24 protein-coding genes and 1 tRNA gene are annotated in these 26,089 nt (G+C 62.7%); 15 read left to right on the top strand and 10 right to left on the bottom strand.

The genetic code is table 11. The annotated features are described in order from the left end of the window. Positions 1 to 7: 7 nt before the first annotated feature. Both ACK4TE_RS03815 and ACK4TE_RS03820 read right to left on the bottom strand, forming a co-directional pair. Entirely contained in the window at positions 8 to 1,645 is a 1,638-nt protein-coding gene (locus ACK4TE_RS03815) for an alpha-amylase family glycosyl hydrolase (RefSeq protein WP_409910194.1), read from the bottom strand. Positions 1,646 to 1,653: 8 nt separating this feature from the next. Then, on the bottom strand, positions 1,654 to 3,549 hold the full coding sequence (locus ACK4TE_RS03820) for an alpha-amylase family glycosyl hydrolase (RefSeq protein ID WP_409910153.1): 1,896 nt from the start codon (positions 3,547 to 3,549) through the stop codon (positions 1,654 to 1,656). 342 nt (positions 3,550 to 3,891) lie between these two features. Between ACK4TE_RS03820 and ACK4TE_RS03825 the strand changes: the two genes are divergently transcribed. Genes ACK4TE_RS03825 through ACK4TE_RS03835 form a run of 3 tightly spaced genes read left to right on the top strand, consistent with a single transcriptional unit; the run spans position 3,892 to position 8,938 of the window. After that, positions 3,892 to 6,000, top strand: coding sequence for a glycoside hydrolase family 97 protein (locus ACK4TE_RS03825; protein WP_409910154.1), 2,109 nt, complete (start codon positions 3,892 to 3,894; stop codon positions 5,998 to 6,000). Continuing rightward, positions 5,997 to 7,391 (top strand): alpha-amylase family glycosyl hydrolase, encoded by a 1,395-nt coding sequence (locus ACK4TE_RS03830; protein WP_409910155.1) that lies wholly within the window; start codon positions 5,997 to 5,999, stop codon positions 7,389 to 7,391. The genes ACK4TE_RS03825 and ACK4TE_RS03830 overlap by 4 nt, the downstream gene beginning before the upstream one ends. A 5-nt stretch (positions 7,392 to 7,396) precedes the next feature. Further along, entirely contained in the window at positions 7,397 to 8,938 is a 1,542-nt protein-coding gene (locus ACK4TE_RS03835; protein WP_409910156.1) for an MFS transporter, read from the top strand. Between the two features lie 4 nt (positions 8,939 to 8,942). On the opposite strand, the gene ACK4TE_RS03840 is transcribed toward ACK4TE_RS03835, so the two are convergent. The 3 genes from ACK4TE_RS03840 to ACK4TE_RS03850 all read right to left on the bottom strand — a co-directional run bounded on the left by ACK4TE_RS03840 (position 8,943) and on the right by ACK4TE_RS03850 (position 10,094). Then, a tRNA-Trp gene (locus ACK4TE_RS03840) sits at positions 8,943 to 9,018 on the bottom strand. A 186-nt stretch (positions 9,019 to 9,204) separates the two neighbouring features. Next, a complete protein-coding gene (locus tag ACK4TE_RS03845; RefSeq protein ID WP_409910157.1) occupies positions 9,205 to 9,609 on the bottom strand; it encodes a hypothetical protein in 405 nt (134 codons plus the stop codon). Between the two features lie 242 nt (positions 9,610 to 9,851). Continuing rightward, positions 9,852 to 10,094 carry an entericidin A/B family lipoprotein gene (locus ACK4TE_RS03850; RefSeq protein WP_409910158.1) on the bottom strand — a complete coding sequence of 81 codons (243 nt, stop codon included), beginning with the start codon at positions 10,092 to 10,094 and terminating at the stop codon, positions 9,852 to 9,854. Between the two features lie 107 nt (positions 10,095 to 10,201). Between ACK4TE_RS03850 and ACK4TE_RS03855 the strand changes: the two genes are divergently transcribed. Continuing rightward, on the top strand, positions 10,202 to 10,546 hold the full coding sequence (locus ACK4TE_RS03855) for a DMT family protein (RefSeq protein ID WP_409910159.1): 345 nt from the start codon (positions 10,202 to 10,204) through the stop codon (positions 10,544 to 10,546). 36 nt (positions 10,547 to 10,582) lie between these two features. Here ACK4TE_RS03855 and ACK4TE_RS03860 read toward each other — a convergent pair whose 3' ends face one another. Continuing rightward, on the bottom strand, positions 10,583 to 10,735 hold the full coding sequence (locus ACK4TE_RS03860) for an entericidin A/B family lipoprotein (RefSeq protein WP_409910160.1): 153 nt from the start codon (positions 10,733 to 10,735) through the stop codon (positions 10,583 to 10,585). Between the two features lie 162 nt (positions 10,736 to 10,897). Between ACK4TE_RS03860 and purQ the strand changes: the two genes are divergently transcribed. From purQ to ACK4TE_RS03875, 3 genes are read left to right on the top strand one after another with little or no spacing between them, the layout of a single operon-like run. Beyond that, positions 10,898 to 11,560 (top strand): phosphoribosylformylglycinamidine synthase subunit PurQ, encoded by a 663-nt coding sequence (gene purQ / locus ACK4TE_RS03865; RefSeq protein WP_409910161.1) that lies wholly within the window; start codon positions 10,898 to 10,900, stop codon positions 11,558 to 11,560. After that, complete coding sequence (locus ACK4TE_RS03870; RefSeq protein ID WP_409910162.1) at positions 11,560 to 11,949, top strand: c-type cytochrome; 390 nt, start codon at positions 11,560 to 11,562, stop codon at positions 11,947 to 11,949. Before purQ ends, ACK4TE_RS03870 begins: the two co-directional genes overlap by 1 nt. A 44-nt stretch (positions 11,950 to 11,993) precedes the next feature. After that, positions 11,994 to 12,998: an adenosine deaminase gene (locus tag ACK4TE_RS03875; protein ID WP_409910163.1), complete on the top strand. Its 1,005-nt coding sequence runs from the start codon at positions 11,994 to 11,996 to the stop codon at positions 12,996 to 12,998. Here the strand turns inward: ACK4TE_RS03875 and ACK4TE_RS03880 are convergent, their stop codons facing one another. Beyond that, positions 12,999 to 14,129: an FAD-dependent oxidoreductase gene (locus ACK4TE_RS03880; protein WP_409910164.1), complete on the bottom strand. Its 1,131-nt coding sequence runs from the start codon at positions 14,127 to 14,129 to the stop codon at positions 12,999 to 13,001. It lies immediately after the preceding gene. 157 nt (positions 14,130 to 14,286) lie between these two features. Between ACK4TE_RS03880 and purL the strand changes: the two genes are divergently transcribed. Next, entirely contained in the window at positions 14,287 to 16,548 is a 2,262-nt protein-coding gene (purL, locus tag ACK4TE_RS03885; protein ID WP_409910165.1) for a phosphoribosylformylglycinamidine synthase subunit PurL, read from the top strand. A gap of 63 nt (positions 16,549 to 16,611) precedes the next feature. Here purL and ACK4TE_RS03890 read toward each other — a convergent pair whose 3' ends face one another. Further along, positions 16,612 to 17,118, bottom strand: coding sequence for a DUF1993 family protein (locus tag ACK4TE_RS03890; protein WP_409910166.1), 507 nt, complete (start codon positions 17,116 to 17,118; stop codon positions 16,612 to 16,614). Next, positions 17,115 to 18,149 carry a M28 family peptidase gene (locus ACK4TE_RS03895; RefSeq protein ID WP_409910167.1) on the bottom strand — a complete coding sequence of 345 codons (1,035 nt, stop codon included), beginning with the start codon at positions 18,147 to 18,149 and terminating at the stop codon, positions 17,115 to 17,117. Before ACK4TE_RS03895 ends, ACK4TE_RS03890 begins: the two co-directional genes overlap by 4 nt. An 88-nt stretch (positions 18,150 to 18,237) precedes the next feature. On the opposite strand from ACK4TE_RS03895, the gene ACK4TE_RS03900 reads away from it, so the two are divergent. The 5 genes from ACK4TE_RS03900 to rimO all read left to right on the top strand — a co-directional run bounded on the left by ACK4TE_RS03900 (position 18,238) and on the right by rimO (position 23,303). Further along, positions 18,238 to 18,468, top strand: a complete 231-nt coding sequence (locus ACK4TE_RS03900; RefSeq protein ID WP_409910168.1) for a BolA/IbaG family iron-sulfur metabolism protein — start codon at positions 18,238 to 18,240, stop codon at positions 18,466 to 18,468. 72 nt (positions 18,469 to 18,540) lie between these two features. Continuing rightward, entirely contained in the window at positions 18,541 to 20,370 is a 1,830-nt protein-coding gene (locus ACK4TE_RS03905) for a M2 family metallopeptidase (RefSeq protein WP_409910169.1), read from the top strand. 78 nt (positions 20,371 to 20,448) lie between these two features. Then, the gene (grxD, locus tag ACK4TE_RS03910; RefSeq protein ID WP_409910170.1) at positions 20,449 to 20,787 is read left to right on the top strand and encodes a Grx4 family monothiol glutaredoxin; all 339 of its coding nucleotides are present in this window, start codon (positions 20,449 to 20,451) and stop codon (positions 20,785 to 20,787) included. Positions 20,788 to 20,954: 167 nt separating this feature from the next. Beyond that, complete coding sequence (locus ACK4TE_RS03915) at positions 20,955 to 21,902, top strand: hypothetical protein (protein ID WP_409910171.1); 948 nt, start codon at positions 20,955 to 20,957, stop codon at positions 21,900 to 21,902. Positions 21,903 to 21,947: 45 nt separating this feature from the next. Continuing rightward, positions 21,948 to 23,303 carry a 30S ribosomal protein S12 methylthiotransferase RimO gene (rimO, locus tag ACK4TE_RS03920; RefSeq protein WP_409910172.1) on the top strand — a complete coding sequence of 452 codons (1,356 nt, stop codon included), beginning with the start codon at positions 21,948 to 21,950 and terminating at the stop codon, positions 23,301 to 23,303. On the opposite strand, the gene ACK4TE_RS03925 is transcribed toward rimO, so the two are convergent. After that, positions 23,285 to 23,992: a DJ-1/PfpI family protein gene (locus ACK4TE_RS03925; protein ID WP_409910173.1), complete on the bottom strand. Its 708-nt coding sequence runs from the start codon at positions 23,990 to 23,992 to the stop codon at positions 23,285 to 23,287. The genes rimO and ACK4TE_RS03925 overlap by 19 nt on opposite strands. A gap of 66 nt (positions 23,993 to 24,058) precedes the next feature. Between ACK4TE_RS03925 and ACK4TE_RS03930 the strand changes: the two genes are divergently transcribed. Both ACK4TE_RS03930 and ACK4TE_RS03935 read left to right on the top strand, forming a co-directional pair. Further along, positions 24,059 to 25,048 carry a GlxA family transcriptional regulator gene (locus tag ACK4TE_RS03930; protein WP_409910174.1) on the top strand — a complete coding sequence of 330 codons (990 nt, stop codon included), beginning with the start codon at positions 24,059 to 24,061 and terminating at the stop codon, positions 25,046 to 25,048. 101 nt (positions 25,049 to 25,149) lie between these two features. Continuing rightward, positions 25,150 to 26,085, top strand: coding sequence for a GIN domain-containing protein (locus ACK4TE_RS03935; RefSeq protein ID WP_409910175.1), 936 nt, complete (start codon positions 25,150 to 25,152; stop codon positions 26,083 to 26,085). Positions 26,086 to 26,089: the final 4 nt, after the last annotated feature.

A 26,089-nucleotide genomic window follows, 5' to 3' on the forward strand; every position in this document is an offset into this window, starting at 1 on the left:
ATCAGCCTCAGCGCTGACCGATCCACACGGCATGCCCGGCGAGTTGCGCCGGAGGCTCTGCGCCGGCCCCGGACGCAATCAGAACCTTGTACCCCGCAACCAGACCCGTCGGCACGGTCACCGCGTCGCGGCCAAGATTGAACAGCGCGGCGATACTCTCGCCCGCAAGCTCCCGGCGAATGGCCAGCAGAGGCTCCGGAACATCCGGGAACTGAACATCCCCCAGACGCAGCGCCGGCGACTGTTCGCGCACCGCGAGCATCCGGCGGGTAAAGTTCAGCACCGAGTCAGCCTCTGTCTCCTGCAGTGCCGCTGAGAGCTCGGCATGCCCCTGCCCCACTGGTAGCCAGGGTTTCTGCTCCGAGAAACCCGCATAGGAATTCCCCTTTGCCCACGGCATGGGCGTGCGCGCACCGTCACGGCCCAGCGTTCGCGGCCAGTTGGCAATCGCTTCGGGGTCCTGCAGGTCCGCGAACGCAACGTCCGCCTGCGGAAGACCCAGCTCCTCCCCTTGATACAGGATCGGATTGCCCCGCAGCGTCAGCAGCAGCGCATTGGTCAGCTTCGCATAGTGCTGGCGGTCCATATCCGGCGGGCACCAGCGGCTGATGCAGCGCGGCGCGTCATGGTTCGAGAACGCCCAGGACGGCCAGCCTTCACTCACCGGGCCCGCCCAGTTCATCTGCGAGGCCTTCACCCGCGCCGGGGTCAACTCCCGCGCATAGAGAAAGTCAAAGCTGTAGGCCGAATTGAGGCGTTTATCGCCCTCGGTGAACGCCCGCATCTCGCCCAGCGGATCCGGCCCGCCAATCTCGGCCACCGTGAAGACTGCGCCAAATTCGTCCGTCAGCTTCCGCACGCGCTCTAGGAATTTCACGATATCGGGATGTGACTGATTGTGCACATGCCGCTGCAGGTCGAATGGACGGGTAATGGTGCGGCCCTCGGCAGGCCATGCCGGATTGTCGCGGAATTCCGGATCGAACATCGAGAAATTGATCGCATCAAGCCGGAACCCATCCACGCCGCGGTCCAGCCAGAACCGCCCTGCCGCGAGCAGCGCGTCCTGCACCACAGGATTGTGCACGTTCAGCTGCGGCTGCGACGAAAGGAAATTGTGCATGTAATACTGCTGGCGGCGCGCATCCCACGTCCAGGCCGGACCGCCGAAGACGGACTGCCAGTTGTTGGGCGGCATGCCATCCGGCTTCGGATCGCGCCAGACATACCAGTCGGCATACAGATTATCCCGCGACTGCCGGCTCGCCTCGAACCAGGCATGCTGGTCCGACGTGTGCGAATAGACCTGATCGATGATCACCTTCAGGCCGACCCGGTGCGCCTCCTTGCGCAGCGCGTCGAAATCCTTGAGCGTTCCGAAGATCGGGTCGACATCGCAATAGTCCGAAACGTCATAGCCGAAATCCGCCATCGGCGAGGTGAAGAAGGGCGAAATCCAGATCGCAGACACGCCAAGGCTGGCGATATAGCCGAGCTTCTGGGTGATCCCCGGCAGGTCGCCGATCCCGTCCCCGTTGGTGTCGAGATAGGACCGCGGATAGATCTGGTAGACCACCGCGCCGCGCCACCAGGGATGCGCAGCCACGCCCGCGCCGCGCACTTCATCCCGCACCGAACCATCCATGATGTTGCTCAATTCTTCCAGTCCCCCGACTTGCAGACCGCATAGCCGAGCGGCGCAAGCTCAATTTCAATCACGCCCGTGGCCGCCGCCCGCGAGGGGCACGCGCCGGACAGGCTCCGAAATGTCTTCGAGCGCGAGTCGACCGGAATGCCCAGAGTGCGCGCCTCATTGCGAAGGTTCATGACAACCAGCACCTCATGCCCGCCCTCCGGCGCCAGCCGCGAGAAGGCATAGACGCCGCCCTTCTCCTCCGCTAGCCGCTCGATCTGAATCCCCCGGCGCAAGGCCGGCTCACCGGTACGAACGGCTGCCATGCCCTGAATGGCAAGATACAGCGGATGCTGCATGTCAAAGTTGGAATCCGCCGTTGTCGCATCCGTCCCGATCAGGCGGTTGTCGTTGTAGACCTCAACCTGGCTGGGCATCATGTTCTCACGCGCCAACTGGTCGTGGCCATCGGAAACGAAGCCTTGCTCGTCGCCATAGTAAAGCGTCGGCACACCGCGTGCGAAGAACATCATCGCATGGGCCAACTCAACCCGGCGCAGCATTTCCTTGTCGTTCATCTCCGGATGCGCCTCGCGAAGCAGTCCTGCAAAGCGGCCCATATCGTGATTGCCGATGAAGGTCGGCGACTGATACGCTGCGTCGCCCTCGTAAAGATCATCGATCGCGAAAAAGCGCGACAGCACGCCTGCCGGATCGCCATGGATCAGCACGCGGGCCACCACATCCTGAAAGCCGAAATCCAGCATAGCCGGAAAGCCTTCAATCCGCGAATGGCGCGCCACCATGGCCGCATCGCCCGCATGATACGCCTCACCAAACACCGTAAAATTTGGCAGGCCGATAGACCGCGCGTGCTCAAGGATGGCCGGATTGAAGGCTTGCCAGAATTCGCTGTTCACATGCTTGGTCGTATCAACGCGGAAACCGTCAATCCGGTATTTCGTGATCCAGTCCTGAAAGATTTCGATAAACCCTGCGACAACCGCCGGGTCTTCTGTCATCAGATCATCCAGCCCAGCAAAATCCCCCATCGTCGAGCTTTCGCCCGCGAAACTCGAATTGCCACGATTGTGATAGTAGCGAAGGTCGTTCAGCCAGGCCGGCGTTTTCACGTTCTCTTCGCCTGCCGGAATGTAGGGCGTGTAGGCAAAGCTGAAATCCGTCAGCTTTGCGAAATTCTCTTCCGTCTGGAAGGGCGGGGAATGACCTATGAACCCGTTATTGATTGCCTCTCCGCCGCGCCCGCCCCGCGTCGTGTACGGATAATCGGCAACCGAGCGATACGAACACCGGTCAGAAACCCGCTCTCCCTCCCAATACGCGTCCGCGCACTCCCTGTACTGGATCACGTCCGCCGTATGGTTGGTGATGATATCGAGATAGAGCTTCATCCCGCGTCCATGCACGGCATCGACGAAGGCGCGCATGTCCGCCTCAGTGCCGAAGTGCCCGTCAACAGAGGTAAAATCCGTGATCCAGTAGCCGTGATATCCGGCGGACTCGTCCCCGGGCGGACCCTGCACCGCCTTGTTCTGATAGATCGGCCCCAGCCAGATCGCGGTGGCGCCAAGCCCCTCAATATAGTCGAGCCGGTCGATCAGCCCCCTGAGGTCGCCGCCATGATAAAAACCCTTGTGCGTTGGATCGAAGCCATGCGCGAGTTGGTCGCCCGCGATGCCGCCGGTATCGTTCGACGGGTCACCATTCTCGAACCGGTCCGGCAAAACAAAATAGATGATCTCATCCTGCGGCAGGCGCGCCGCATGGCCGGTAACCTCCCGCGCAGCAACAAAATCATCCGGCGCCGTACTCGCACAGCCGCCGAGTGCCATCAGTCCGAGGGCCGCCAGGCCGGCCGCGGCTGGCCACCTGCCAGTCCCGCTCAAGTTCAGCATGCGTAGCCCTCCCGGATCGCTCAGCTGCCTGTTCCGGCAGCTTGTTCGCTTTGTGATATGCAGCAGGTTCGCAGCAAAACGCAACGCCTTTGCACTTTTTTTCCATTTTTTTTCATATCAGACACTGCGGTATCGTAAGAGCATCAGATCAGCCCTTACTCTCTGTTTTTATATGATACAATGATGCCCTCCCTATCTCGCACACGATCCTCATCACCCTTTTCCGCCAATATTCAGCAAACCGGAAAATCATAACTTGCAAAAAATGTGCAGTATGGGAAACACTGGCGCCACACGGCAACAGCCGGGGCCACAAGGGCCGCTGATGAGGGAGGAAATCACATGTTCCGCGCAATCGCAGCTGCCATTTCCGGCGCCGCCCTGCTCGCCGCCTGCTCCAGTTTCGCGCCGGCACTTTCCGCCGCTCCCGAGGCTGCGCCGCCCCGGCACATCCACATTACATCCATCGGTGCACAGACGATCACCTCGCCCGATGGTACGCTGGCGCTGACCATTGATGATAGTACGGAATACGCCCGCTGGTCCGTCACGCTCGACGGCGTTCCCGTAATCCAGCCAGGACGCCTCGGCCTGCGCTTCCTCGAAGTGGCAAGCTTTGACCGCGACATGGAGATCGCCGCCGTCCAGACCGGAACTGCGGACATCGCCTGGGAACAGCCTTGGGGCGAGCAGCGCGTGATGCGCGAGCATTACAACGAGATGCTCGTCACCCTCGCCGAACAGGGCACGGGCCGCAGCCTGAACGTGCGCTTCCGCGCTTTCGATGACGGTATCGGCTTCCGCTACGAAGTTCCGGCCCTGACGCCGGACGGCAAGATTTCCATCACCGACGAGCTGACGGAGTACAAGGTCGATGAAAACTCCCGCGGCTGGTGGAAATGGGCGGGCAATTATCACCGCTACGAGTTTCTTTACAAAACCACCGCGCTAAGTGCTGTCGACCGTGCGCACACGCCGTTCACGCTTCAGACACCGCAAGGCACATACGTCACCCTACACGAAGCGGCGCTGGTTGACTATGCCAGCACCTGGCTGGACCAGCAGCGACCCGGCGTCCTGAAAACCTCGCTTGTTCCGTGGTCGGATGGCATCCGCGTGAAGAAGAATGGTGCCTTCGTCACGCCGTGGCGAACCGTTCAGGTCGGCCGAAAAGCCACTGATCTGCTCGATTCCCACCTTATCCTGAACCTCAACGAGCCCAACAAGCTCGGTAATGTCGATTGGGTCGAACCTGGTCGCTACATCGGCATCTGGTGGTGCATGCATCTCAACAAATGCACTTGGGGCTCGGGCGAAAAGCACGGCGCCACAACTGCGCGCGCAAAGGAATACATCGATTTCGCCGCCGAGCACGGTTTCTCCGGCGTGCTCATCGAAGGCTGGAATATCGGCTGGGATGGCGACTGGTTCACCAATGGCGAGGTGTTCGACTTTACGGAAGCCTATCCCGATTTCGATCTGGAAGGCGTTGCCGCTTATGCCCTCGAGAAGGGCGTCCGCCTTGTCGGCCATCATGAAACTTCCGGCGCCGTGACCAACTATGAACGGCAACTGGACGACGCTTTCGATCTCTACGAACGCCTTGGCGTGCGGCAGGTGAAAACGGGCTATGTTGCCGATGGCGGCAATATCCAGCGCGTTGACGAGACCGGCATCCGCCGCTGGGAATGGCATGACAGCCAGTTTATGGCACGCCACCACCTGAAGGTCGTAGAGGAAGCCGCGAAGCGGAAAATCTCGATCAATCCGCACGAGCCAATCAAGGATACGGGCCTGCGCCGGACCTATCCCAACTGGATCAGCCGCGAAGGTGCGCGCGGAATGGAATACAATGCTTGGGGTTATCCGGATTTCAGCCCGCCCGAGCATGAGACCCTCCTGCCCTGGACGCGCATGATGTCGGGCCCGATGGACTTCACGCCCGGCATCTTTGACCTTGCCTGGGACGGCCTCGACGCAGACAACCGTGTGCGGACGACCCTGACCAAGCAGCTCGCCCTGTATGTGACAATCTACAGCCCGATACAGATGGCGGCGGATATTCCGGAAAACTATCTGAAGCACCCGGAAGCCTTTGAATTCATCAAGCGCGTGCCGACTGATTGGGAAAAATCCATCGCAATCGCCGGCGAGGTCGGGGACTATGTCGCCTATGCCCGGAAGGAACGCCTTGGCCGCGATTGGTATATCGGCGCTGTCACGGATGAAGAGGCGCGCACGCTGGACGTCGCGCTCGACTTCCTCGAACCCGGCGCCACTTACACTGCAAAGATCTGGCGCGATGTAGACACGGCAGACTGGAAAACCGCGCCCTATGAAATGGTCATCGAAACCCGCCAGCTGACAGCGACTGACCGCCTGACGATCCGCATGGCGCCCGGCGGCGGCCTTGCCGTCTGGCTGACGCCTATCTCCGGGGCGGAACAATGATCCGCGCCCTCGCCGCAGCAGTCGCCTGCGTGCTGGCGGCGTGCCAGAGCATGACGCCTGCTGCTCCGTCTGCGGACTATACGCCGAGGCCCTATGTGCAGATTCAGCATCCCGAGTGGACGCGCGACGCGGTGATCTACCAGATCAACACCCGCCAGTTCACACCGGAAGGCACGTTCGCCGCAGCGCAAGAACAGTTGCCGCGCCTGAAAGCACTCGGCGTCGATATCCTATGGCTGATGCCGATCCACCCGATTGGCGAAGTCAATCGCAAGGGCTCTCTCGGCAGCCCCTATTCCGTTAAGGACTTCCGCGCAGTCAATCCGGAGTTCGGCACGCTTGAGGATTTCAGGACCTTCGTGGACGCCGCCCATGCACAGGGCTTCAAGGTGATCCTCGATTGGGTGGCCAATCACAGCGCATGGGATAATGCTCTAACTACGGAGCATCCGGACTGGTACGAGCAGGACTGGAAGGGTGACTTTCACCCGACGCCCTGGACCGATTGGGCGGACATCATCGACTTCAACTATGACTCCCCCGGCCTTCGCCAGTACATGACCGAAGCAATGGTCTACTGGGTGCGCGATGTCGGAATCGATGGCTATCGCGCCGATGTCGCGGGCTTCGTGCCGCTTGATTTCTGGGAAGATGTGCGCCGCCAGCTGGACGAGATCAAGCCGGTCTTCCTGCTTGCCGAGTGGGAACAGCGCGACATGCATGCCCGCGCGTTCGACGCCACCTATGGGTGGGCGTGGAAAGAGGCCGCGCACGATATTGCGGAGGGCAAGAGCGATGCCGGGCGCATGACCGAATATATGCAGAGCCATATCTCGTCCTGGCCCAGCGACGGCATGCGGATGCTGTACACGGAGAACCATGACCAGAATGCCTGGGAAGGCACGCCTTCGGAAATCTTCGGTGAGAGCCTCAAGGCCTTCATGACGCTGCAGTTCGTGATGGACGGCCTTCCTCTGATCCATAACGGACAGGAGGCCGGCAACGAGACCCGGCTCGCCTTCTTCGAGAAAGACCCGATCGCCTGGAAAGATCATCCGCAGGCGGACTTCCTGCGCGATCTCATCGCCCTGAAAAAACGTAACCCGGCCCTCTGGAACGGCGACTGGGGCGGACGCCTGATCCCGGTCGAGACTGACCAACCCTCGCGCATCGTCAGCTTTGCCCGCGCGAAGGAGGGCAATGAAGTGCTCGCCCTCTTCAATCTCTCGCCTGAAATGACGCGGTTCACGCTCACCGATGGCCCTGTTCAGGGCATGTGGCAGGACGCATTTACCGGTGAGGCCTACACACTCACGTTTATCGACAGTATTGTCCTTCCCGCATGGGGAACTTTCGTTCTGAACCGAAAGCCCCTGCCGGGAGGTAACTGATCCACATGACCGATGCGACTGCGCCGCAGAAGCCTGCGCTGAGCCTTGCTCAGATTATCAACATGTCGTTCGGTTTCTTCGGAATCCAGATCGGCTTTGCCCTGCAGAACGGCAATGTCAGCCGCATCTTCCAGACCCTCGGCGCGAGTATCGATACGCTACCCCTGCTCTGGCTGGCCGGGCCAGTCACGGGCCTGCTGATCCAGCCGGTGATCGGCTATTTCAGCGACCGGACCTGGGGCCGGCTCGGGCGGCGGCGGCCCTATTTCCTTGTCGGGGCGGTTGTCACGACGGCAGCCCTGTTCGTCATGCCGAATTCGCCCTGGCTCTGGGTAGCAGCGGGAACGCTGTGGATTCTCGATGCCTCGCTGAACGTCACGATGGAGCCTTTCCGCGCTTTTGTCGGCGACATGCTGCCGTCCCGCCAGAGACCGCTCGGCTATTCGATGCAGACGGTGTTCATCGGCTCCGGCGCGGTGCTGGCGAGCCTTGCGCCTTTTGTGCTGAACGCCTTCGGCGTCGCCAACACCGCGCCCGAGGGGCAGATCCCCGATAACGTCAAATACTCCTTCTATATCGGCGGCGTCGCCCTGTTCGCGGCGGTGCTCTGGACCATTCTGAAGACGCAGGAATATTCGCCCGAACAGCTCGACGGATTTGCCCCCGATGAAGACAATATCTTCGATGCCGGCGTACCGGCGGAAGAGCCGGTGCGGCCGGGCAGCGACTTCTTCGTCCGCTGGGGCCTCGGCATCCTGGCCGCCGGCGCGGTGTGGAACTGGGCGGTGGTTCACTTTCACGGCGACCAGCAATTCTTCGTGCTCGGCGGCGGCCTTGTGCTGCTCGGCCTCCTGTTCCTGCTGAACAGCCTGCTGGTGCGCAGCAATACGGATGCCCCCAATTTCCTCTCCGGCATTCTCGGCGACCTTGCGACCATGCCCTCGGCGATGAAGCGCCTCGCGGTGGTCCAGTTTTTCTCCTGGGTCGCGATGTTCATCATGTGGATCTACATGACCGCGGCCGTCGCCCTGCAGGCCTGGAATACCAGCGACACCTCCAGCGCCGCTTTCCAGAGCGCGGGGGACTGGGTGGGTGTCATGTTCGCCGTGCAGAACGGGGTGGCGGCGGTCTATGCCCTCGTGATCGCGGCGGTGGCCCGCAAGGTCGGCACGCGGCGGCTGCATGCGATCAACCTGATCGTGGGCGCGGCGGGCTTTGCCAGCATCCACCTGTTCACGACGCCGGAGACGCTGCTGATCCCGATGATCGGCCTCGGCATGGCCTGGGGGTCGATCCTGGCCCTGCCCTATGCCATCCTCGCCGATGCCCTGCCGGCGCGGAAAATGGGCATCTACATGGGCATCTTCAACTTCTTCATCGTGCTGCCCCAGCTGCTGGTGGCGGGCACAATGGGGCCGCTGCTGAAATCCCTGCCGGGTCTCACGGACATGGCGGGCGGAACGTCGATGCTGGCCGTGCTGTTTGGGGCGGGCTCGCTGCTTCTTGCGGCGGCCTCGATGTCGATTGTCCGGGTTGGTAAGGGCTAGAGCCTGGCAGGGGCAGAGGGACTCGAACCCCCGACTTCCGGTTTTGGAGACCGGCGCTCTACCAACTGAGCTATACCCCTACGCGGCAGAGGTGCGATTTGCCCCATCTGCCGCGTGGCCGCAAGGGTTGGGGTGCGGTTTTTGAGCTGGGCGGGGGCTGTGCGCAGCACGAAAGGCCGGACGCAGCGTGGGCTGGCCGGTTTGTTTGATCTGAGCTTTCTATTTTTCCCGATTGTCCCCGCGAAAGCGGGGACAATCGGAGTTATCTAGGATGTGTTGTACGGGGCGAGGGCGCAGGCCCCCTCCGTCAGCGCGCGGAGCGCGCTGCCACCTCCCCCGCTGCGCAGGGGAGGATGGGGACGAGGCCGCAGCGTTTCGCTTGTGGCGAACGCGAGGAGCTTCGTGGGCACGTTTGTGCTCCACACCGGATCATCCCAGCGAGGGCGTTCCAGTTCGTAGGGTTTCCAGGCTGAGGGGTCGGGTTTCTTCTGACCGAGATAGGCGGGGTAGACGTAGCCCCAGCGGGTGGTGGCCAGCAGCAGGTTCTCGTAGCCGCTGGTGTCATACCATCTGAAGAAGCGGTTGAGGGACCACCAGAGGATCGGCCAACACAGCGGGTGAACGTGCCGGAAGAGCGGCGCGAAGTTGGGATCGCTGCGGAGTTGGCGCATGGAGATCATGGGCGGGAGCATAACCCCGTGCGTGGGGGTGTAGCGTTCGGGTTCCGCTCTTTCTGCTTCGGGCTTTGATCCGTATGGGGATTTTGACGCGTTTAGCTGGATCTGGTGTTGCATAAGCCCTCACCTCCCATTGCGGCGCAATGGGCCTGCTCAGGGCGATTGCAGGGCAATCGCTTTTCCTTCGCAGCCTCTCCCACGCCGCGGGAGAGGGGTTGGGGCGGGCTGCTAGGTTTTTACCGGCAGGGCGGGAGGTTGCTGCGGCCGGCGAGTTCCTTGCCGCCGGGGTCGCAGGTTTCTCCGGCGGAGGCGGTGGCCGTGGGGCGGTCGTCAAGGAGATGGCTGCGGACATCGTCGGAAGCCTGGGCGACGGCGTCGCCGGCGGCCTGAAGGTCCTGGCCCAGACCCTTGACGGTGTTGCAGGCGGTCAGCGTGACCAGCGACAGGGCCGCTGCGGCGATGAGAATGGTGCGCTTCATGGAAGCCCTCCTTTCGCGTGGGGGTGAACCGAAATACTGATGGCGAAATAAGGCCTAGTGTCGAACCCTGCCACCCAAAACCGCTGAACCTTTCCCGGAGTTAATGTATGCCGCCGCATATCCTGCCGATTATTCTCCTGTCGGTCTCCAACCTGTTCATGACACTCGCCTGGTACGGGCATCTGAAGTTCAAGGCAGCGCCGCTCTTGCTGGTGATCCTTGCGAGCTGGGGGATTGCCTTTGTGGAATATTGCTTTGCCGTGCCCGCCAACCGGTGGGGGCATTCGGTCTATTCGGCGGCTGAACTCAAGACGATCCAGGAGGTGATCACCCTGATCGTGTTTGCCGGATTTTCTGTCTGGGTGCTCAAGGAGCCACTGGGCTGGAACCACGCGATCGGGTTCGGCCTGATTGCGCTCGGCGCCTGGTTCATCTTCCAGGGCAAGGGCTGACCGGCGAGGCCCGAAGGCCCCGCCGGAGCAGGTGACTTATTTCGTGATTTCTTTTTCGACGTCGGAGGCGACTTCTTCGACCGCCTCACCGCCGGCCTTGACGTCCTTGCCGATGCCTTTGACCGTATTGCAGGCGGCGAGCGCCGGGATCAGGGCGACGGCGAGGGCAATGGCTGCGAATTTCTTCATGGAAAACACTCCTTTGGCTTGTGATGTCCGAGATTAACCCCGCCCGGACCATGGGCAAGCGGGGCCAGGGATGATTGCTGGCAGGGTGTGGCGGAAAAGTCTCATATGGATTGCAGCACCGGAAGGTTCACAACCGCGCCGACTCCCTGCTATGGAGCGGCCATGAAATCCGCAGTGATCGTTTTCCCCGGGTCCAATTGTGACCGTGATGCGCAGGTCGCCCTGCAGCAGCTGACCGGCAAGGCGCCGGCCATGGTGTGGCACAAGGACGGGGTGATCCCCGAGGGGACCGACCTGGTGATGGTGCCGGGCGGGTTCTCTTACGGCGACTATCTGCGGTGCGGGGCGATGGCGGGCAATTCGCCGGTGATCGCGCAGCTGAAGGCGCATGCGGCACGCGGCGGCTATGTGCTGGGCGTCTGCAACGGGTTCCAGATCCTGACCGAGACAGGGCTGCTGCCGGGCGCGCTGGTGCGCAATGCCTCGCTGCATTTCGTCTGCCGGCCGCAGAAGCTGAGCGTGGCGACGAATACGGCGTTCACGAGCGCTTATAATGGCAGCGATATCGTGATCCCGATCGCGCATGCCGAGGGCAATTATTACGCCGACGCGGAGACACTGGACCGGCTGGAAGGCGACGGGCGCGTGGCGTTCAGGTATGCGAAGGGCGAGAACCCGAACGGGGCGGCGCGCGACATTGCCGGCGTATTGTCCGCCAACGGACGGGTACTGGGCATGATGCCCCACCCCGAGCGCGCCATCGGCGGGCATGAGGGCGGCGAAGACGGCATCGGCCTGTTCAAGAGCCTGATGGCGGCGGCCTGATGCGGAGGGGCCTCGCCCTTTCCGCTCTTTTCGCTGCGCTGACGCTGCTTGCCTGTAACCGGACTTCCGAGCCACCGGTCGCCGAAGCGCCGCCCGTCGCAAAGCCGGTTATCACTGAACAGGATGAGATGATCGGCCGGGGCGAGGCGATTGCCGAGACGGCGTGCGCGAGCTGTCATGCGATCGGGGCGGAGACGGAAAGCCCGCATCCCTATGCGCCGCCCTTCAGCCTGCTGGACCAGGTGGTGGACATTGGCACGCTGAAACAGACCTTCACCGAAGGCATCAATACCGACCATCCGGACATGCCAAACTGGCAGTTTGAAGAGATCGATCTCGACGGGCTGGTTGCCTATCTGGAAAGTGTGCAGGCGGGGGCCTCGGAGTAAGGTCTTTCTGGACGGTTCGGCATCGCTGGGTTACGCCTTGGGGCATGACACAGACAGACCTGATCAAGCGCCTGCCGAAGGCGGAGCTTCACCTGCATATCGAGGGCAGTTTCGAGCCGGAGCTGATGATGCAGCTGGCGGCGCGCAACAAGATTGATCTGCGGTTCAAGACCCTGGAGGAGGCCAAGGCGGCCTATAATTTCTCGAACCTGCAGGAGTTTCTCGACCTCTATTATGAGGGGATGCAGGTGCTGCGGACCGAGGAGGATTTCCACGATCTGACCTGGGCCTACCTGCAGCGCGCGGCGGCCGACAATGTGCGCCATGTCGAAATGTTCTATGATCCGCAGGCGCATACGGCGCGGGGCGTGCCATTCGGCGTGGTGACGGAGGGCATTCTGGCGGCGCTGAAGCGCGGGGAGCAGGAGCTGGGCGTGACCAGCTATCTGATCATGAGCTTCCTGCGGCATCTGTCGGAAGAGGACGGATTCGCGCTGCTGAAGGAGTCCGAGCGCTGGCATGACAGGTTTGTCGGGGTGGGCCTCGATTCCTCGGAGATGGGGCATCCGCCGCTGAAGTTCGAGCGGCTTTACCAACGCTGCCGGGAGATGGGCTTCAAGCTTTGCATGCATGCCGGCGAGGAAGGCCCGCCGGACTATGTGCGTGAGGCGCTGCTCGATATCGGGGTGGACCGGATCGATCATGGCAACCGGTCGATGGAGGATGAGGGGCTGATTGCGGTGCTGCGGGATACGCAGATCCCGCTGACGAATTGTCCGCTGTCGAACCTGTCGCTGTGCGTGATCGATGATCTGAAGGAGAGCCCGGTGAAGGCGCAGCTGGAGCTGGGGCTGTTAGTGACGGTGAATTCCGACGATCCGGCCTATTTCGGGGGCTATATCGGACGCAACTATGAGCAGGCGGCCGCGGCGCTGGGCCTGTCGGATGCGCAGGTCGTGCAGCTGGCGAAGAACAGCTTTGCCGGGAGCTTCCTGCCGGAAGCGGAGAAGCAGCGGTTCATGGCTGAGGTCGAGGTGGCGGCGGGCTGATCAGGCCGGATGCGTTGCGAACGCGGCGCGCTCTGCCAGGGCGGCATGGCCGTCGATCATGCGGGTGAGTTCTTCTTCGCTGACATCGAGGGACCAGTTGCCTCGGCCGTGGCTGCCGCCGAGGACGAGGCCGGTCTTGCGGGGGAACATGTAGAGCGAACCGTCGATGTAAGTTGTGTAGGAGTAATCGATCTCGGGCTGCGGCAGGAGATGAGTGAGCTGGCCGCGGATGGGCATGATCGTTTCGTCGCCGAAGAGCTTGCCGGCGCCGAGGCCGGTGCAGTTGACGATGACGGGCTGCGCAAGGGCGAGGACATCGTCCAGTGTTTCGAAACGCTGCGAGATGAAGCGGGCGCCGGCGAGCTGGGCGTCTCGCATCAGCTGGTCGAGGTAATAGTCCGGATCGATCATCAGGGTGTGGTAGCGTTCCTCGTAGGGGAAGCCGAAACGGGTCTGCGCCGTGAGGATCTGAAGGTCCGGGTACAGATCATCGCCGCCGGGAAGCGCGAAGCGCGGATCGCGCACACGGTTTGAGGTTTCGGAATGGCGCACCCAGCTGACGCCATAGCCGGGACGGTTGACGTAAGGCAGGAAGCCGCGATGCGCCTCGCGGGTGACGTGCCAGTTGAGATCGAGGAATTCCTGCGTGGCGACATCGCGGTCGTAGAGGCTGGCGGGCAGCCAGAGGGCGCCGGCGATATTGGAGGTGGTGTTCGGGTGCATCGCCTCGGCATAGACGGTGACGGCATGGCCGCGACGGGCGAGGAGGAGCGCCGAGGTGAGGCCCATGACACCGCCGCCGAGGACGGCGACATCGAACCGGCCGGCCTCGCCCGCCATGGTGGCGGCGCGCTGGCTGGTGCCCCAGGAGAGGGTGACACCGCAGCCGCCATGACCGTAATTGTGGATGACAGTCTTCTCGCCGAAGCGTTCGGCTTCGAGGCGGAAGCCCTGCGGGCGGAAGGGGCGCAGGCCGACGACCGTACGGGTGATGCGCTCGCGGCGGGCGAGGACTTTCGGGAAGGTTTGCGGGGCGGCGGCGGGCGCGGCTGGCAGGCGCTGGGTGGCGCAGGCCGTGAGGGTGGCGGCGCCGAGGCCAAGGAGGACGCTGCGGCGGTTAAGGGGACTCATGCTTTCCTCCGGGCTTGGCACACCTGTCTAGTAGGGAATGGGCGGGGCCGCCAAGCGGGCTTTGCAGCGCCTGCCCGGCAGGTTTTTTTCAGTGGTTTGGCTGTGTGCGGCGCCTTTCCCTGTGGCGACTCGGGGGGATTGCGGCTAAACGCGCGCCATGACCGATACAGCCGCTATCCTCGCCCATCTGAAAGCCCCTCAGGACGCCGCTTCCGGCGTGGAACACGGCATCAAGGCCGATGAGTGGGAGCGCCTCGTTTCCCGGCTTGGCCGCCAGCCGAACCTCGTGGAGCTGGGCATCTATTCGGTGATGTGGAGCGAGCATTGTTCCTACAAATCCTCCCGCCGGCATCTGGCGAAGTTTCCGACCAAGGGTCCGCGCGTGATCCAGGGGCCGGGCGAGAATGCGGGCGTGATCGATATCGGCGATGGGCAGGCGGCGATCTTCAAGATGGAGTCGCACAATCACCCCTCCTATATTGAGCCCTATCAGGGCGCGGCGACGGGCGTGGGCGGCATTCTGAGGGATGTGTTCACGATGGGCGCGCGGCCAGTGGCGCTGGTCAATGCCCTGCGCTTTGGTGACCCGAGCCATCCGAAAACGCGCCAGCTGGTGTCCGGCGTGGTCGCGGGCATTGGCGGCTATGGCAACTGCGTCGGCGTGCCGACAGTGGCAGGCGAGACGCAGTTCGATGAGGGCTACAACGGGAATATCCTCGTTAACGCGATGGCAGTTGGCCTCGCCGATCAGGACAAGATTTTCTATGCGCGCGGCGCCCTGCCCGGCCTGCCGATCCTCTATGTCGGCTCGAAGACCGGCCGCGACGGCATTCACGGCGCGACGATGGCCTCGGCAGAGTTTACCGAAGGCGAGGAAGACAACCGGCCGACCGTGCAGGTGGGTGATCCGTTCACCGAGAAACTGCTGATCGAGGCATGCCTTGAGCTGATGGCGACCGATGCGATCCAGTCCATTCAGGATATGGGCGCGGCAGGTCTGACTTCCTCCTCCGTGGAGATGGCAGACAAGGGCGGCGTCGGAATCGAGATGGATCTCGACAAGGTGCCTCAGCGCGAGACGGGCATGACGGCGTATGAGATCATGCTGTCTGAAAGCCAAGAGCGGATGCTTATGATCCTGAAGCCCGGCAAAGAAGCCGTGGCCAAGGCGATCTTTGACAAGTGGGACCTCGACGCCGAAGTGATCGGCATGACGACGACCACGGGGCATCTAGTGCTCAAACAGTTCGGCGAAGTGGTCTGCGACATTCCGGTGGCGCCGCTGGGCGAGGATGCGCCGAACTATGACCGTCCGTGGACGGAGCCGAAGAAGCGACCTGCGTTTGACGTAACGAAATATGCGGAGCCAGAGGATTACGGCGCGGTGCTGAAGAAGCTGATGGCTTCGCCGGACATGGCCTCGAAGCGCTGGGTTTGGGAACAATATGACCGGCATGTGATGGGCGACACGCTGGATAGTTCCCAGTCCGGCGGGGACGCGGCCATCGTGCGTGTGCATGGCACGAACAAAGCGCTGGCGATCTGTTCGGATTGCAACCCACATTATGTGGCGGCTGACCCGTTCGAGGGCGGCAAGCAGGTGGTGGCGGAAGCCTACCGGAACCTTTCCTCGGTTGGCGCGTTGCCGATTGCGATTACGGACAACCTCAACTTCGGCAATCCCGAGAAGCCCGCGACGATGGGCCAGATTGTGAAGGCGATCGAAGGCATGGCGGAGGCTTGCCACGCGCTCGACTTCCCGGTCGTGTCGGGGAACGTGTCGCTGTATAACGAGACCGATGGCAAGGCCATTCCGCCGACACCGGTGGTGGGCGGTGTCGGCCTGATCGAGGACCTGTCAAAAACCGCGACGCTGAGGGGCGCGCAGGAAGGCGATGCGCTGATCCTGATCGGCGAGGCGAAGGGGCATCTTGGTGCGTCGCTGTATGCGCGCGTGTGGCTGGGCCTGAAGGGTGACGAGCTTGGCCCGCCGCCGGCAGTGGACCTGGAGACCGAGAAGAAGAATGCCGGGTTCGTCCGCTCGCTGATCAATGCGGGGCTGGTGAATGCAGTGCACGATGTCAGCGATGGCGGGATTGCCTGCGCGGCGGTCGAAATGGCGCTGGCGGGCGGGATCGGCGTGCGCCTTGTCGGCAACCGCGAGCCGGAAGATACGCGCGACGAAGCCTGTCTGTTTGGCGAGGCCTCAGCGCTTTACCTCGTGGCGGTGAGCGAGGCGCAATTGAAGAAATGGGACTCGCGCGGCTTCATGCCGGGGCGGCTCGGCGTGTTTGGCGGCGATGCGGTCGTGCTGGAAACGGGCTGGGGCAAGGATGCGCCGGAGTTTTCCGTGGCGCTCTCTGAGCTGCGTGCGGCGCATGAGGGCTGGCTGCCGGGGTATATGAATTCAGTAGGCTGAACGCCCCCCCGTCCGCTGCGCGGACACCTCCCCCGCAAGGCGGGGGAGGATTGAAACGGCGCTTCAAGCCGGGACGAGATAGTCGCGCTTGCCGATCTGGACGCTTTGCTTGCGAAGGAGGGCGTAGGCCATGGCGGCGTGGAAGTGCAGGTTGGTCAGGACGAAGCCTTGCAGGTATTGCTCGCCGGTCATCGGCAGCGTGACCGAGCCCATCGGGATTTGCAGTGTGGTTTTGGCGGTGGCGTCGATCTTTGCGTCCTCGATGGCATTCACATAGGCGATGGCCTTGTCGCAGCGGGCAATGAGTTCGGCGAAGGTTTGCTCCGTATCCGGAAAGCTTGGCATGTCGAGACCGGCGAGACGGGCTGCGCCGCGGGCTACCGTGTCGCAGGCGATCTGCACCTGGCGCGGCAGGGCGAACATGTCCGGCGCAAGACGCTGGGCGAGCATACCAGCTTCGTCGCAGTTGATGGCCTTGGCGTGAGCCTCGCCCTTGGCAAGAATGCCTTTCAGGGCGCCGAGCGTTTGCTCCGTGGATTTTTTCAGAATGTAGGAGACGGTGGTAGTCATTCGGCAGTTTCCTCTTGAGGTGTGGTTTCTGTGATGTCGCGGCGGTGGGCAGCGATGTTGGCGAGATCAGCATCTGCGGCGCGCACGATCATGGCGAGCGTGTCGCCAGCACGGACGAAGAAGTCCGGTGTGATGGCGGAGAAGTCGTCTTCGGGTTTGTGATAGCCGGGGTGGTCTTCGACGCCGAAGTAGAGGAACGGGATGCCAGCGGCGTGAAAGACGGCATGGTCTGACTGGCTGGTCCAGTCGTTCGGGCCATCTTCCGGGCGGTCGTGACCCATTAGCAGCATGACCGGCGCGTTAAGCGCGGTTTCGGTGATCAGCGGCGCGAGCGCGGGCGTGTGGTAAGTGCCGGCGGCGTAGAGTTCGCCGGCTTCTGAGCGGCTGACCATGTCCAGATTTATGTTAAGGGCAATGCGGTCCAGCGGGATGGCAGGATCGCGCAGGAACGCGCGGGCGCCCAGAAAGCCGACCTCTTCGGCGTCAAGGGCAGCAAAGAGGATGTCATGTTTCGGAGGCACACGGACAAAATATTCGGCGAGCGCGGTGAGCATGGCGGCGCCGGAGGCGTTGTCGTCTGCGCCGTTGTAGACTTCGCCGCCCCGGATGCCGAGATGGTCGGAGTGGGCGGTGATAACGAGGAGCGGGCCTTCGCCAGGCGTTTCGCCGGGAACATACCCGAGGATGTTGGCGCCGGGGCCGGGATCTTCGAGGTCCTTGCGCGGCAGGATGGTGACGGGCTGTTCCCAACCGGTGGTGAGGAAGGGACGCACGCCGGTATCCTCGAAACGCTTGCGGATGAAGCTGCGGGCGGCTTCGGCGCCGGGGGTGCCCGCCCCGCGGCCTTCGAGGGCGTCGGAGGAGAGGACTTCGGCAAGGTGGAGCATCGGACCGGGATCAATGTAGTGGGCCTCATAGGTGACGCCCGGAAGGGACGTGTCGGGACGCGGCCAGAAATACACAATGAGCATCAGCGCAATCATGCCGAAGCCGCCGATGGCCATGTCCTTTTTCCAGTGACGCCAATGCATTCGTTGGTCTTTCCTGCCTTGCAAACTTGACCCATAGGGCGCGCCGCCGCATGTGCCTAGTGACCTTCAGATCACAGGAGCGCCAGATATGGGCATGAGCCGCGACACGCTGATGCGGTATCTGACCGAGGCTTTTCCGGAAGCCGAGATCACACTGACCGACCTTGCCGGGGACAATGATCACTGGCAGGCCGAAATCGTGTCCAGCCGATTTGCCGGGGTGCCGAGAGTGCGTCAGCACCAGATGGTTTATGCTGCCCTGAAGGGGAACATGGGCGGGGTGCTGCATGCGCTCGCCCTGAAGACGCGGGCGCCCTGAGCCTGCTGGCGCAGAATTGACGTAAGGGCCGGTTCGCTGTCTGCTGGGGAAAACCCAGGGAGGGCTTTTTCCATGTCCAGTCTGTTGAAATCGGCCAGCGCTGCTGCACTTGGCCTTGTGCTTGTTGCCTGCGGTGGCCAGGACCGCGTGAGCGCCGATGCGATTGCCGCCGAAGAGGCCGCGATCGCAGCGCGCGCTTTCCTGACGCGGGCCGAGACCGAGCTCGCCGCGATGAACCGGGAGGCCGCGCATGCCTACTGGAACCAGGCAACCAATATTACGCCGGAGACCAATGCGGCGGCCGCAGAAGCCGGCGCGAAGGCGACGAAGCTGGTGGTGGCGCTGGCAAACGAGTCCAAGCAGTTCGATGTGAACATCCTGCCGCCGGACCTCGGCCGGAAAATCCGCATCCTGCGCAGCGGCATCACCATCCCTGCCCCGTCCCGCGAAGGCGCGGCGGAAGAACTGGCGGAAATCACGACCGGGCTCGACGCGACCTACGGCACCGGCAAGTTTGAATACAAGGGCCGTATGATCACGCTGACCGAAGCGTCGAACATCATGAGCGCGTCGCGCAATCCGGCGGAGTTGAAGACGGTCTGGGAAGGCTGGCACACGATCTCGCCGCCGATGAAGGAAAATTATGCCCGCATGGTGGACATCGCCAATGAAGGCGCGCGTGAACTCGGCTATCCGAGCCTCGACCAGATGTGGCTGTCGAATTACGACATGCCGCCGGCGGAGATGGAAGCTGAAGTGCAGCGCCTGTGGGGTCAGGTGGAGCCGCTGTACAAGGAGCTGCATTGCTACACGCGCACCAAGCTGAACCAGCGCTATGGCGACGCCGTGCAACCGGCGACAGGACCGATCCGGGCGGACCTGCTCGGCAATATGTGGGCGCAGCAATGGTCGGGCATCTATGACATTGTGCAGCCGCCGACGGCACCGGTCCAGTATGACGTGACGCAGCGCCTCGTCGCGCAGGGCTATACGCCGGTGAAGATGGTGGAGACGGCGGAAGCCTTCTTCGTATCGCTTGGGCTCGATCCGCTGCCGCAGACATTCTGGGAACGCTCGATGATCGTGCAGCCGGAAGGGCGCGAAGTGCAATGTCATGCGTCCGCCTGGGACCTCGATGACGAAGAAGATGTGCGCATCAAGATGTGCACGCAGGTGAACTCAGAAGACTTCTACACGGTGCACCATGAACTGGGGCACAACTACTATCAGCGCGCCTACAAGGATCAGGATTTCCTCTACAAGAACGGCGCGCATGATGGCTTCCATGAAGCCATCGGCGACTTCGTGGCCCTGTCGATCACGCCGGAATACCTGCGCCAGATCGGGCTGATCACGGCGGAGGAAATGCCGGGGCCGGATGCAGATACGGCGCTGCTGATGCAGGCCGCGCTCGACAAGATTGCCTTCCTGCCGTTCGCCATCACGGTGGATGGCTGGCGCTGGGGTGTGCTGTCGGGCGCGACGAAGCCGGAAGACTACAACAAGGCGTGGTGGGACCTGCGCACGAAGAACCAGGGCATCGTGCCGCCCGGCGAGCGGCCAGCGGATGCGTTTGATCCGGGCGCGAAGTATCACATTCCGGGCAACACGCCTTACCTGCGCTACTTCCTGAGCTTCATCATGCAGTTCCAGTTCCACAAGGCCGCATGCGAGCAGGCCGGATGGGAAGGCCCGCTGCACCGCTGTTCGATCTACGGGAACAAGGAAGTCGGCAAGCGCTTCACCGACATGCTGGAAGCCGGCATGTCGCAGCCCTGGCCGGATACGCTGGAGAAGTTCACCGGCACGCGCACGATGGATGGCTCGGCCATCATCGAGTATTTCGATCCGCTGATCGGCTATCTGAAAGAGCAGAATGAAGGGCAGGCCTGCGGCTGGTAAGCCCGGCCTTGCGGCCCGCCCCACTTGACCCCGGGGCGGGCCACGGCCACATGAACGCAAACGCGGAGATTTCCTCAAATGACCGATCAGGCCACCCTCGACGCCATCGACAAGGCTGTGAAAGAGAATGACGTCGTGCTGTTCATGAAGGGCACGCCGACCTTTCCGCAATGCGGGTTTTCCTCGGTTGTGGTGCAGATACTGGACTATCTCGGGGTCGAGTACGTTTCGACCAACGTGCTGGAAAACGCGGCCGTCCGGGATGGCATCAAGCAGTACACGAACTGGCCGACCATCCCGCAGCTGTATGTGAAGGGCGAGTTCATTGGCGGATGCGACATCGTGAAAGAGATGTTCGAGGCGGGTGAGCTGAAACAGCTGCTGACGGAAAAAGGCATCGCGCTCGACGCGGCCTGATATCCTGAGGAGGCGGCCGTTTGCCCTTCCGGACCTCTTCCACACTCCGGCCCGCCGGGACACGCGACTATCGCGGGATCAGTGCGCTCCTGAAATCTGCGGGACTTCCCCTGCGCTCACAGCGCGGGATCGGATGGCTGTTTCGCGACAATCCAGGACAGTCGGATGTGCCTCCCGGCTGGGTGGTGGAAGACAAGGACGGTGAAATTACAGCTTTTGTCGGCAATTTCGTCCAGCAGGCCTGGCTGAACGGGCGGGCCTGCCTGACGGCGTCGGCGCACAGTTTCGCCTCTGCAGAAGGCGAGCGTGACCGGACGCTTCGCCTGCTGCGCGAGTTTGTGAACCAGGAGGGCGCGGCGCTGCTGAACGGGCTGAACACGCCGCCGGAGAGCGCCTGGATTTATGATGTGCTCGGCTATCCCTCCTATCCCGATACCGGAAACCTGAAACTGAGCTGGACGGTTGAGGGCAGCGCGCGGCCGGCCGAGTGGCTGCAGAAGCTCGCGCCGTTCCTGCCTGAGCCGACGCGGCGCTGGCCGGCGGTGGGGGATGCGATTGCGGCGTCCGGCCAAGATACGTCACAGATTGTGGTGCCGCTCGGCAATGCGCGGCTCGCGGCGTTTGATGCGGCGCTGCGCAGCGGGGCGCGCCTGTTTGCGGAGCGCTCACCCGAAGTGCTGCACTGGCGCGTGACCGATCCGGATGCAGGCGTGCCGCCGGTGCTGATGGCGTTTCCGGCGGACGGCGCGATCCGGGGGCTGGCGCTGCTCCAGTTCAACAAGCCGTCGCGGACGAGCGCGGCACAGCTCGACATCATCGACCTTGTGACGCTCGACCCGAAGGACCGGGAAGCCGTGCAGGCGCTGTTGCAGACGGGGCTTCACCTTGCCCGCGAAGGCGGGGCGGCGCGGATGCGGCTGGGGCTGGTGACGCCGCCGCTGATGGGACTGATCGGGCCGATGCTAGACAGTGCGCAGAAGGACTTGGGCGCGGCGGCGCATGCCTATTACCGGTTCAATGTCGATATGCCGGAGCCGCTGGCGCGCTACTGGCAACCCCTGCCCTTCGACGCGGATCATGGCGTGACCCTAAGGGCCATGCCGTTGCGCGGATGACGGTTCTGCTTTTCCGGCGCGTGGTTTCGCGCTAGCAGGGCGCGCATGACGTCCACACCCATCGCTCCCGCCCCGATCAAGGGCGCCAAGACGCCGAAAGTCGGCATCGTTTCGCTCGGCTGTCCGAAGGCGCTGGTTGATTCCGAACGGATCATCACGCGCCTGCGCGCCGAGGGGTATCAGATCGCGCCGGACTATTCAGGCGCCGACCTTGTGCTGGTGAATACCTGCGGCTTCCTAGACTCGGCGCGCGACGAGAGCCTGTCGGCGATCGGCGAGGCGATTGAGGCGAACGGACGGGTGATCGTGACCGGGTGTCTTGGTGCCGAGCCGGAGGTGATTGAGAAGGCCCACCCGAAAGTGCTCGCCGTGACCGGACCGCATCAGTATGAGGCGGTGATGGACGCGGTACATACACACCTGACTCCTCCGCACAATCCGCACCTCGACCTCGTGCCGGAAAGCGGCCTGCGCCTGACGCCGCGCCATTATGCCTATCTGAAAATTTCAGAAGGCTGCAACAATCGCTGCAGCTTCTGCATCATTCCGAAACTGCGAGGTGATCTCGTGTCGCGGCCGATCCATCATGTGCTGATGGAGGCGGAAAAACTGGTGGCGGCGGGAGTGAAGGAACTTCTGGTGATCAGCCAGGATACGTCCGCCTACGGACTGGATGTGAAATACAAGCCGGAGACCTGGCGCGGGACGGAATACGAGACCCGGTTCCTTGATCTTGCGAAGGGGCTTGGCAGTCTCGGTGTGTGGACGCGGATGCATTATGTGTATCCTTATCCGCATGTGGACAATGTGATCCCGCTGATGGCGGAAGGGCTGATCACGCCGTATCTCGACATTCCATTCCAACACGCATCGAAGCCCGTGCTGAAGGCGATGAAACGGCCGGCTAATCAGGACAAGGTGCTGGAGCGGATTGCGACCTGGCGCCGGGACGTGCCGGACCTTGCGATCCGCTCGACTTTCATCGTCGGCTTTCCGGGCGAGACGGAAGAGGATTTCCAGACCCTGCTCGACTTCATCCGCGAAGCGAAGATCGACCGCGCCGGATGCTTCAAATACGAGAATGTCGTGCACGCCGAGAGCGGCAAGTTGGGCGGGCATGTTCCGGAAGAAGTGAAGGAAGAGCGCTGGCACCGGTTCATGGAAGCGCAGGCGGAGGTCTCCGCAGCACGGGCGGCGGCGCAGGTTGGCCGCAAGCTGGACGTGATCATCGATGAGCCGGGCGAGAAGGCCGGCGAGATGGTCGGGCGCACCAAGGCAGATGCGCCCGAAGTGGATGCCTGCGTCTTTGTCAGCAATGCGGCGGCACTGAAGCCCGGCGATATCGTCCGTGTGAAGATCACCGGCGCTGACGATTACGACCTCTACGCCGTTCCGGTCTGAGCTGTCAGGCGGGCGCCGGCCTCCCTGGCTTCGGCGAGGCGCTGGGCCATGGCCTTGTCCATGTTTGCGGCGACGCGCGACAGCGTTTCGTGATCCGCGAGTTCCGGGCGGCCGCAGGCATAGGGCGGTGCGGGGGCGTATTCGAGACCGAGGGTGAGCGCCTTGGCGTAACCCTCGCCCGCAATTTCCGCGAACATGGTGAAGGCGAAATCGATACCTGCCGTGACACCGCCGCCAGTGAAGATATTGCCGTCGCGCACTACGCGGGCTTCATCGGGGATCGCGCCGAACTCGGTGAGCATGCCGCGCCAGGCCCAGTGGCAGGCGGCACGCTTGCCCTGCAGGAGACCCGCTGCGCCGAGGATGAGCGATCCGGTGCAGACAGACGTGATGTATTTCGCGCCGCTGGCGAGGCGGCGGATTTCGCCGACGAAAGCTTCGTCGAGCGCAACTTCCGTCGTGGTCATGCCGCCGGGCACGCAGATGAGATCGCAGCGCGGAATGTCGGCGAGGCGGACGGTCTGGCCAATGACGAGGCCGCCCTCGGCGACGATGTCGCCGCCATCGCGGCTGGCGATGATCGTCTGCGAGTTGGGCAGGCGGCAGAGGACCTGGTGCGGGCCGGTGAAATCGAGATGCGTGAGGTTCGGGTATATTGCGAAGACGGTGACGAAGGGCTGAGCGGACATGAGTGCCTCCTTGCTGGCCGGACTGTTCTGGCGTAAAGCCGGATTGGCAGAAAGGACAATGTTCCCATGGATTCCGCCACCGCAGTGCCGCGCCAGATCGGCGTGCTGATCTTCCAGGATTTCCAGCTGCTGGATGCCGCCGGGCCGATTTCCGTGTTCGAGATGCCGGCGCGCGGGATGACGCCGGAGCCTTACCGCCTGAATGTGTATTCGCTGAAAGGCGGACCCGTGCGATCTTCCTGCGGAGTGCAGATGATCTCTGAACCCCTGCCCGCGATGCTGATGCTCGATACGCTGGTCGTCTCCGGGGGCGACGGCACCCGGACGGTGATGCATGACGCGGCGTTTCTGGATGCCGTGAGGGATTTGTCAGCACGCACACGGCGGACGTGTTCGGTTTGCTCGGGATCCTTCCTGCTGGCGGCGGCCGGATTGCTGAAGGGCCGCAGGGCTACGACCCATTGGCGCAGATCGTCCGCCTTCGAACGGTATTTTCCGGAGACGGCACTCGACGCTGACCGCATCTTTGTGCGTGATGGGAAGTTCTGGACATCGGCGGGTATCACGGCGGGCATCGATCTCGCGCTGGCGCTGGTGGAGGATGACCTTGGCAATGACGTGGCGCGGGAGGCGGCGCGGGAACTGGTGATCCATCATCGCCGCCAAGGCGGGCAGTCTCAATTCTCGGTGATGCAGGATGTGAAGCTGGCCACAGGCCGGTTTGATGAGCTGATCGGCTGGGTACAGACGAATTTGTCTGCCGACCTCAGTGTCGAGGCGCTGGCGGCGCGCGCGGCGATGAGCCCCCGCAATTTCGCGCGCGTGTTCCGGGCAGAGACCGGGGTGACACCGGCGCGGCTGATCGAGAAGCTTCGGCTGGAGGCGGCGCGGGTCGCAGTCGAGCATACCTCGACATCGCTGCAGGAAATTGCCCGGGCATCCGGATTCGGAGATCCGGAACGGATGCGCGTTGCCTTCATCCGGGCCTACGGGCAACCGCCAATGGTGCTGCGCCGGCAATCCCCCGGCCGGACGAAGAGCCAGTCACCTGATTGAGCAGGAATTTTGAAATTATCGAAAAACAACGATTGACATATCGTATTTCGATAACTCATACAGGGTTTATCGCTTTCCCTAAGCCCCCCGGGAGGATCACAATGAAAAAAGCCCTTACAGCCCTCGCCACCATCGCCATCCTGGCCGCCCCTGCCGCACTCGCCCAGGGCAAGTCTTATGACGTCTCGTCCTTCAGCGAGATCAAGGTCGAAGGGGCGATGTATGTCGTCCACAAGACCGGCAACGCGAGCAGCGTGCGCGTCGAAGCCGACAATGGCGACTATTCCGATGCCATCATCGAGACGAAGGACGACACGCTGCACATTTCGCGTGAGAGCCTGAACGGAAAGAAGAGCTGGTTCTCCACCGGCCGCTCGGTCAACATTTCCAAGGACGGCAAGACGATCAAGGTGAACGGCAAGAAAGTGCCGGTTTATACCGTGTACGTCACATCGCCGGATCTGTCGGCCGTGAAGGCTTCGCAATCCTCGCGCTTCGACGCCCAATCAATCAACGCCTCCGCTTTTGACGCCAGCGCGTCTTCCAGCGCCAGCATCACCTTGGCCGGAACGGCCGGTGAAGCCAGCCTCAGCGCGTCGTCTGCCGGCGAGTTGAAGGCGAAGAACCTGAAGGCAGCTACTGCGAAGATTTCTGCCTCGTCGAGTGGCGATGTCGAAGCCACCGTGACCGGGTCCGGTAAGACCAACGTGTCGGCCTCCTCAAGCGGGGATGTGACGCTTCACTCCACTGGCGCAGGCGTGTTCACCGTCAGCGCCTCGTCGGGTGCGAGCGTGGATATGTCCGGCGCCTGCAATTCGATCAGCGTCACGGCATCTTCAGGCGCAGATGTGGCGGCAGAGGAACTGCTGTGCGTGAGCGCGACAGCCAATGCATCGAGTGGCGCCGATATTGATATCTTCGCCAGCAGCTCGGCCAGCGGCAACGCTTCGAGCGGCGGCGATATCAGCTTCAGAGGCAATCCGTCGGCGACGGAAGTTTCGAAATCGAGCGGTGGCTCGGTCAAGTTCGGCAGCTGACCCG

The organism is Hyphomonas sp. (assembly GCF_046313975.1).
GTDB lineage: Bacteria > Pseudomonadota > Alphaproteobacteria > Caulobacterales > Hyphomonadaceae > Hyphomonas.

Coding starts and splice junctions, on each gene's coding strand:
- ACK4TE_RS03860 (WP_409910160.1), bottom strand. CDS start 10,735: ATGAAGAAATTCGCAGCCATTGCCCTCGCCGTCGCCCTGATCCCGGCG.
- ACK4TE_RS03935 (WP_409910175.1), top strand. CDS start 25,150: ATGAAAAAAGCCCTTACAGCCCTCGCCACCATCGCCATCCTGGCCGCC.
- ACK4TE_RS03895 (WP_409910167.1), bottom strand. CDS start 18,149: ATGCATTGGCGTCACTGGAAAAAGGACATGGCCATCGGCGGCTTCGGC.
- ACK4TE_RS03890 (WP_409910166.1), bottom strand. CDS start 17,118: ATGACTACCACCGTCTCCTACATTCTGAAAAAATCCACGGAGCAAACG.
- ACK4TE_RS03815 (WP_409910194.1), bottom strand. CDS start 1,645: ATGGATGGTTCGGTGCGGGATGAAGTGCGCGGCGCGGGCGTGGCTGCG.
- ACK4TE_RS03875 (WP_409910163.1), top strand. CDS start 11,994: ATGACACAGACAGACCTGATCAAGCGCCTGCCGAAGGCGGAGCTTCAC.
- ACK4TE_RS03850 (WP_409910158.1), bottom strand. CDS start 10,094: ATGAAGCGCACCATTCTCATCGCCGCAGCGGCCCTGTCGCTGGTCACG.
- ACK4TE_RS03855 (WP_409910159.1), top strand. CDS start 10,202: ATGCCGCCGCATATCCTGCCGATTATTCTCCTGTCGGTCTCCAACCTG.
- ACK4TE_RS03900 (WP_409910168.1), top strand. CDS start 18,238: ATGGGCATGAGCCGCGACACGCTGATGCGGTATCTGACCGAGGCTTTT.
- ACK4TE_RS03835 (WP_409910156.1), top strand. CDS start 7,397: ATGACCGATGCGACTGCGCCGCAGAAGCCTGCGCTGAGCCTTGCTCAG.
- ACK4TE_RS03925 (WP_409910173.1), bottom strand. CDS start 23,992: ATGTCCGCTCAGCCCTTCGTCACCGTCTTCGCAATATACCCGAACCTC.
- ACK4TE_RS03825 (WP_409910154.1), top strand. CDS start 3,892: ATGTTCCGCGCAATCGCAGCTGCCATTTCCGGCGCCGCCCTGCTCGCC.
- ACK4TE_RS03905 (WP_409910169.1), top strand. CDS start 18,541: ATGTCCAGTCTGTTGAAATCGGCCAGCGCTGCTGCACTTGGCCTTGTG.
- ACK4TE_RS03930 (WP_409910174.1), top strand. CDS start 24,059: ATGGATTCCGCCACCGCAGTGCCGCGCCAGATCGGCGTGCTGATCTTC.
- ACK4TE_RS03820 (WP_409910153.1), bottom strand. CDS start 3,549: ATGCTGAACTTGAGCGGGACTGGCAGGTGGCCAGCCGCGGCCGGCCTG.
- ACK4TE_RS03830 (WP_409910155.1), top strand. CDS start 5,997: ATGATCCGCGCCCTCGCCGCAGCAGTCGCCTGCGTGCTGGCGGCGTGC.
- grxD (WP_409910170.1), top strand. CDS start 20,449: ATGACCGATCAGGCCACCCTCGACGCCATCGACAAGGCTGTGAAAGAG.
- ACK4TE_RS03880 (WP_409910164.1), bottom strand. CDS start 14,129: ATGAGTCCCCTTAACCGCCGCAGCGTCCTCCTTGGCCTCGGCGCCGCC.
- purQ (WP_409910161.1), top strand. CDS start 10,898: ATGAAATCCGCAGTGATCGTTTTCCCCGGGTCCAATTGTGACCGTGAT.
- rimO (WP_409910172.1), top strand. CDS start 21,948: ATGACGTCCACACCCATCGCTCCCGCCCCGATCAAGGGCGCCAAGACG.
- ACK4TE_RS03845 (WP_409910157.1), bottom strand. CDS start 9,609: ATGCGCCAACTCCGCAGCGATCCCAACTTCGCGCCGCTCTTCCGGCAC.
- purL (WP_409910165.1), top strand. CDS start 14,287: ATGACCGATACAGCCGCTATCCTCGCCCATCTGAAAGCCCCTCAGGAC.
- ACK4TE_RS03870 (WP_409910162.1), top strand. CDS start 11,560: ATGCGGAGGGGCCTCGCCCTTTCCGCTCTTTTCGCTGCGCTGACGCTG.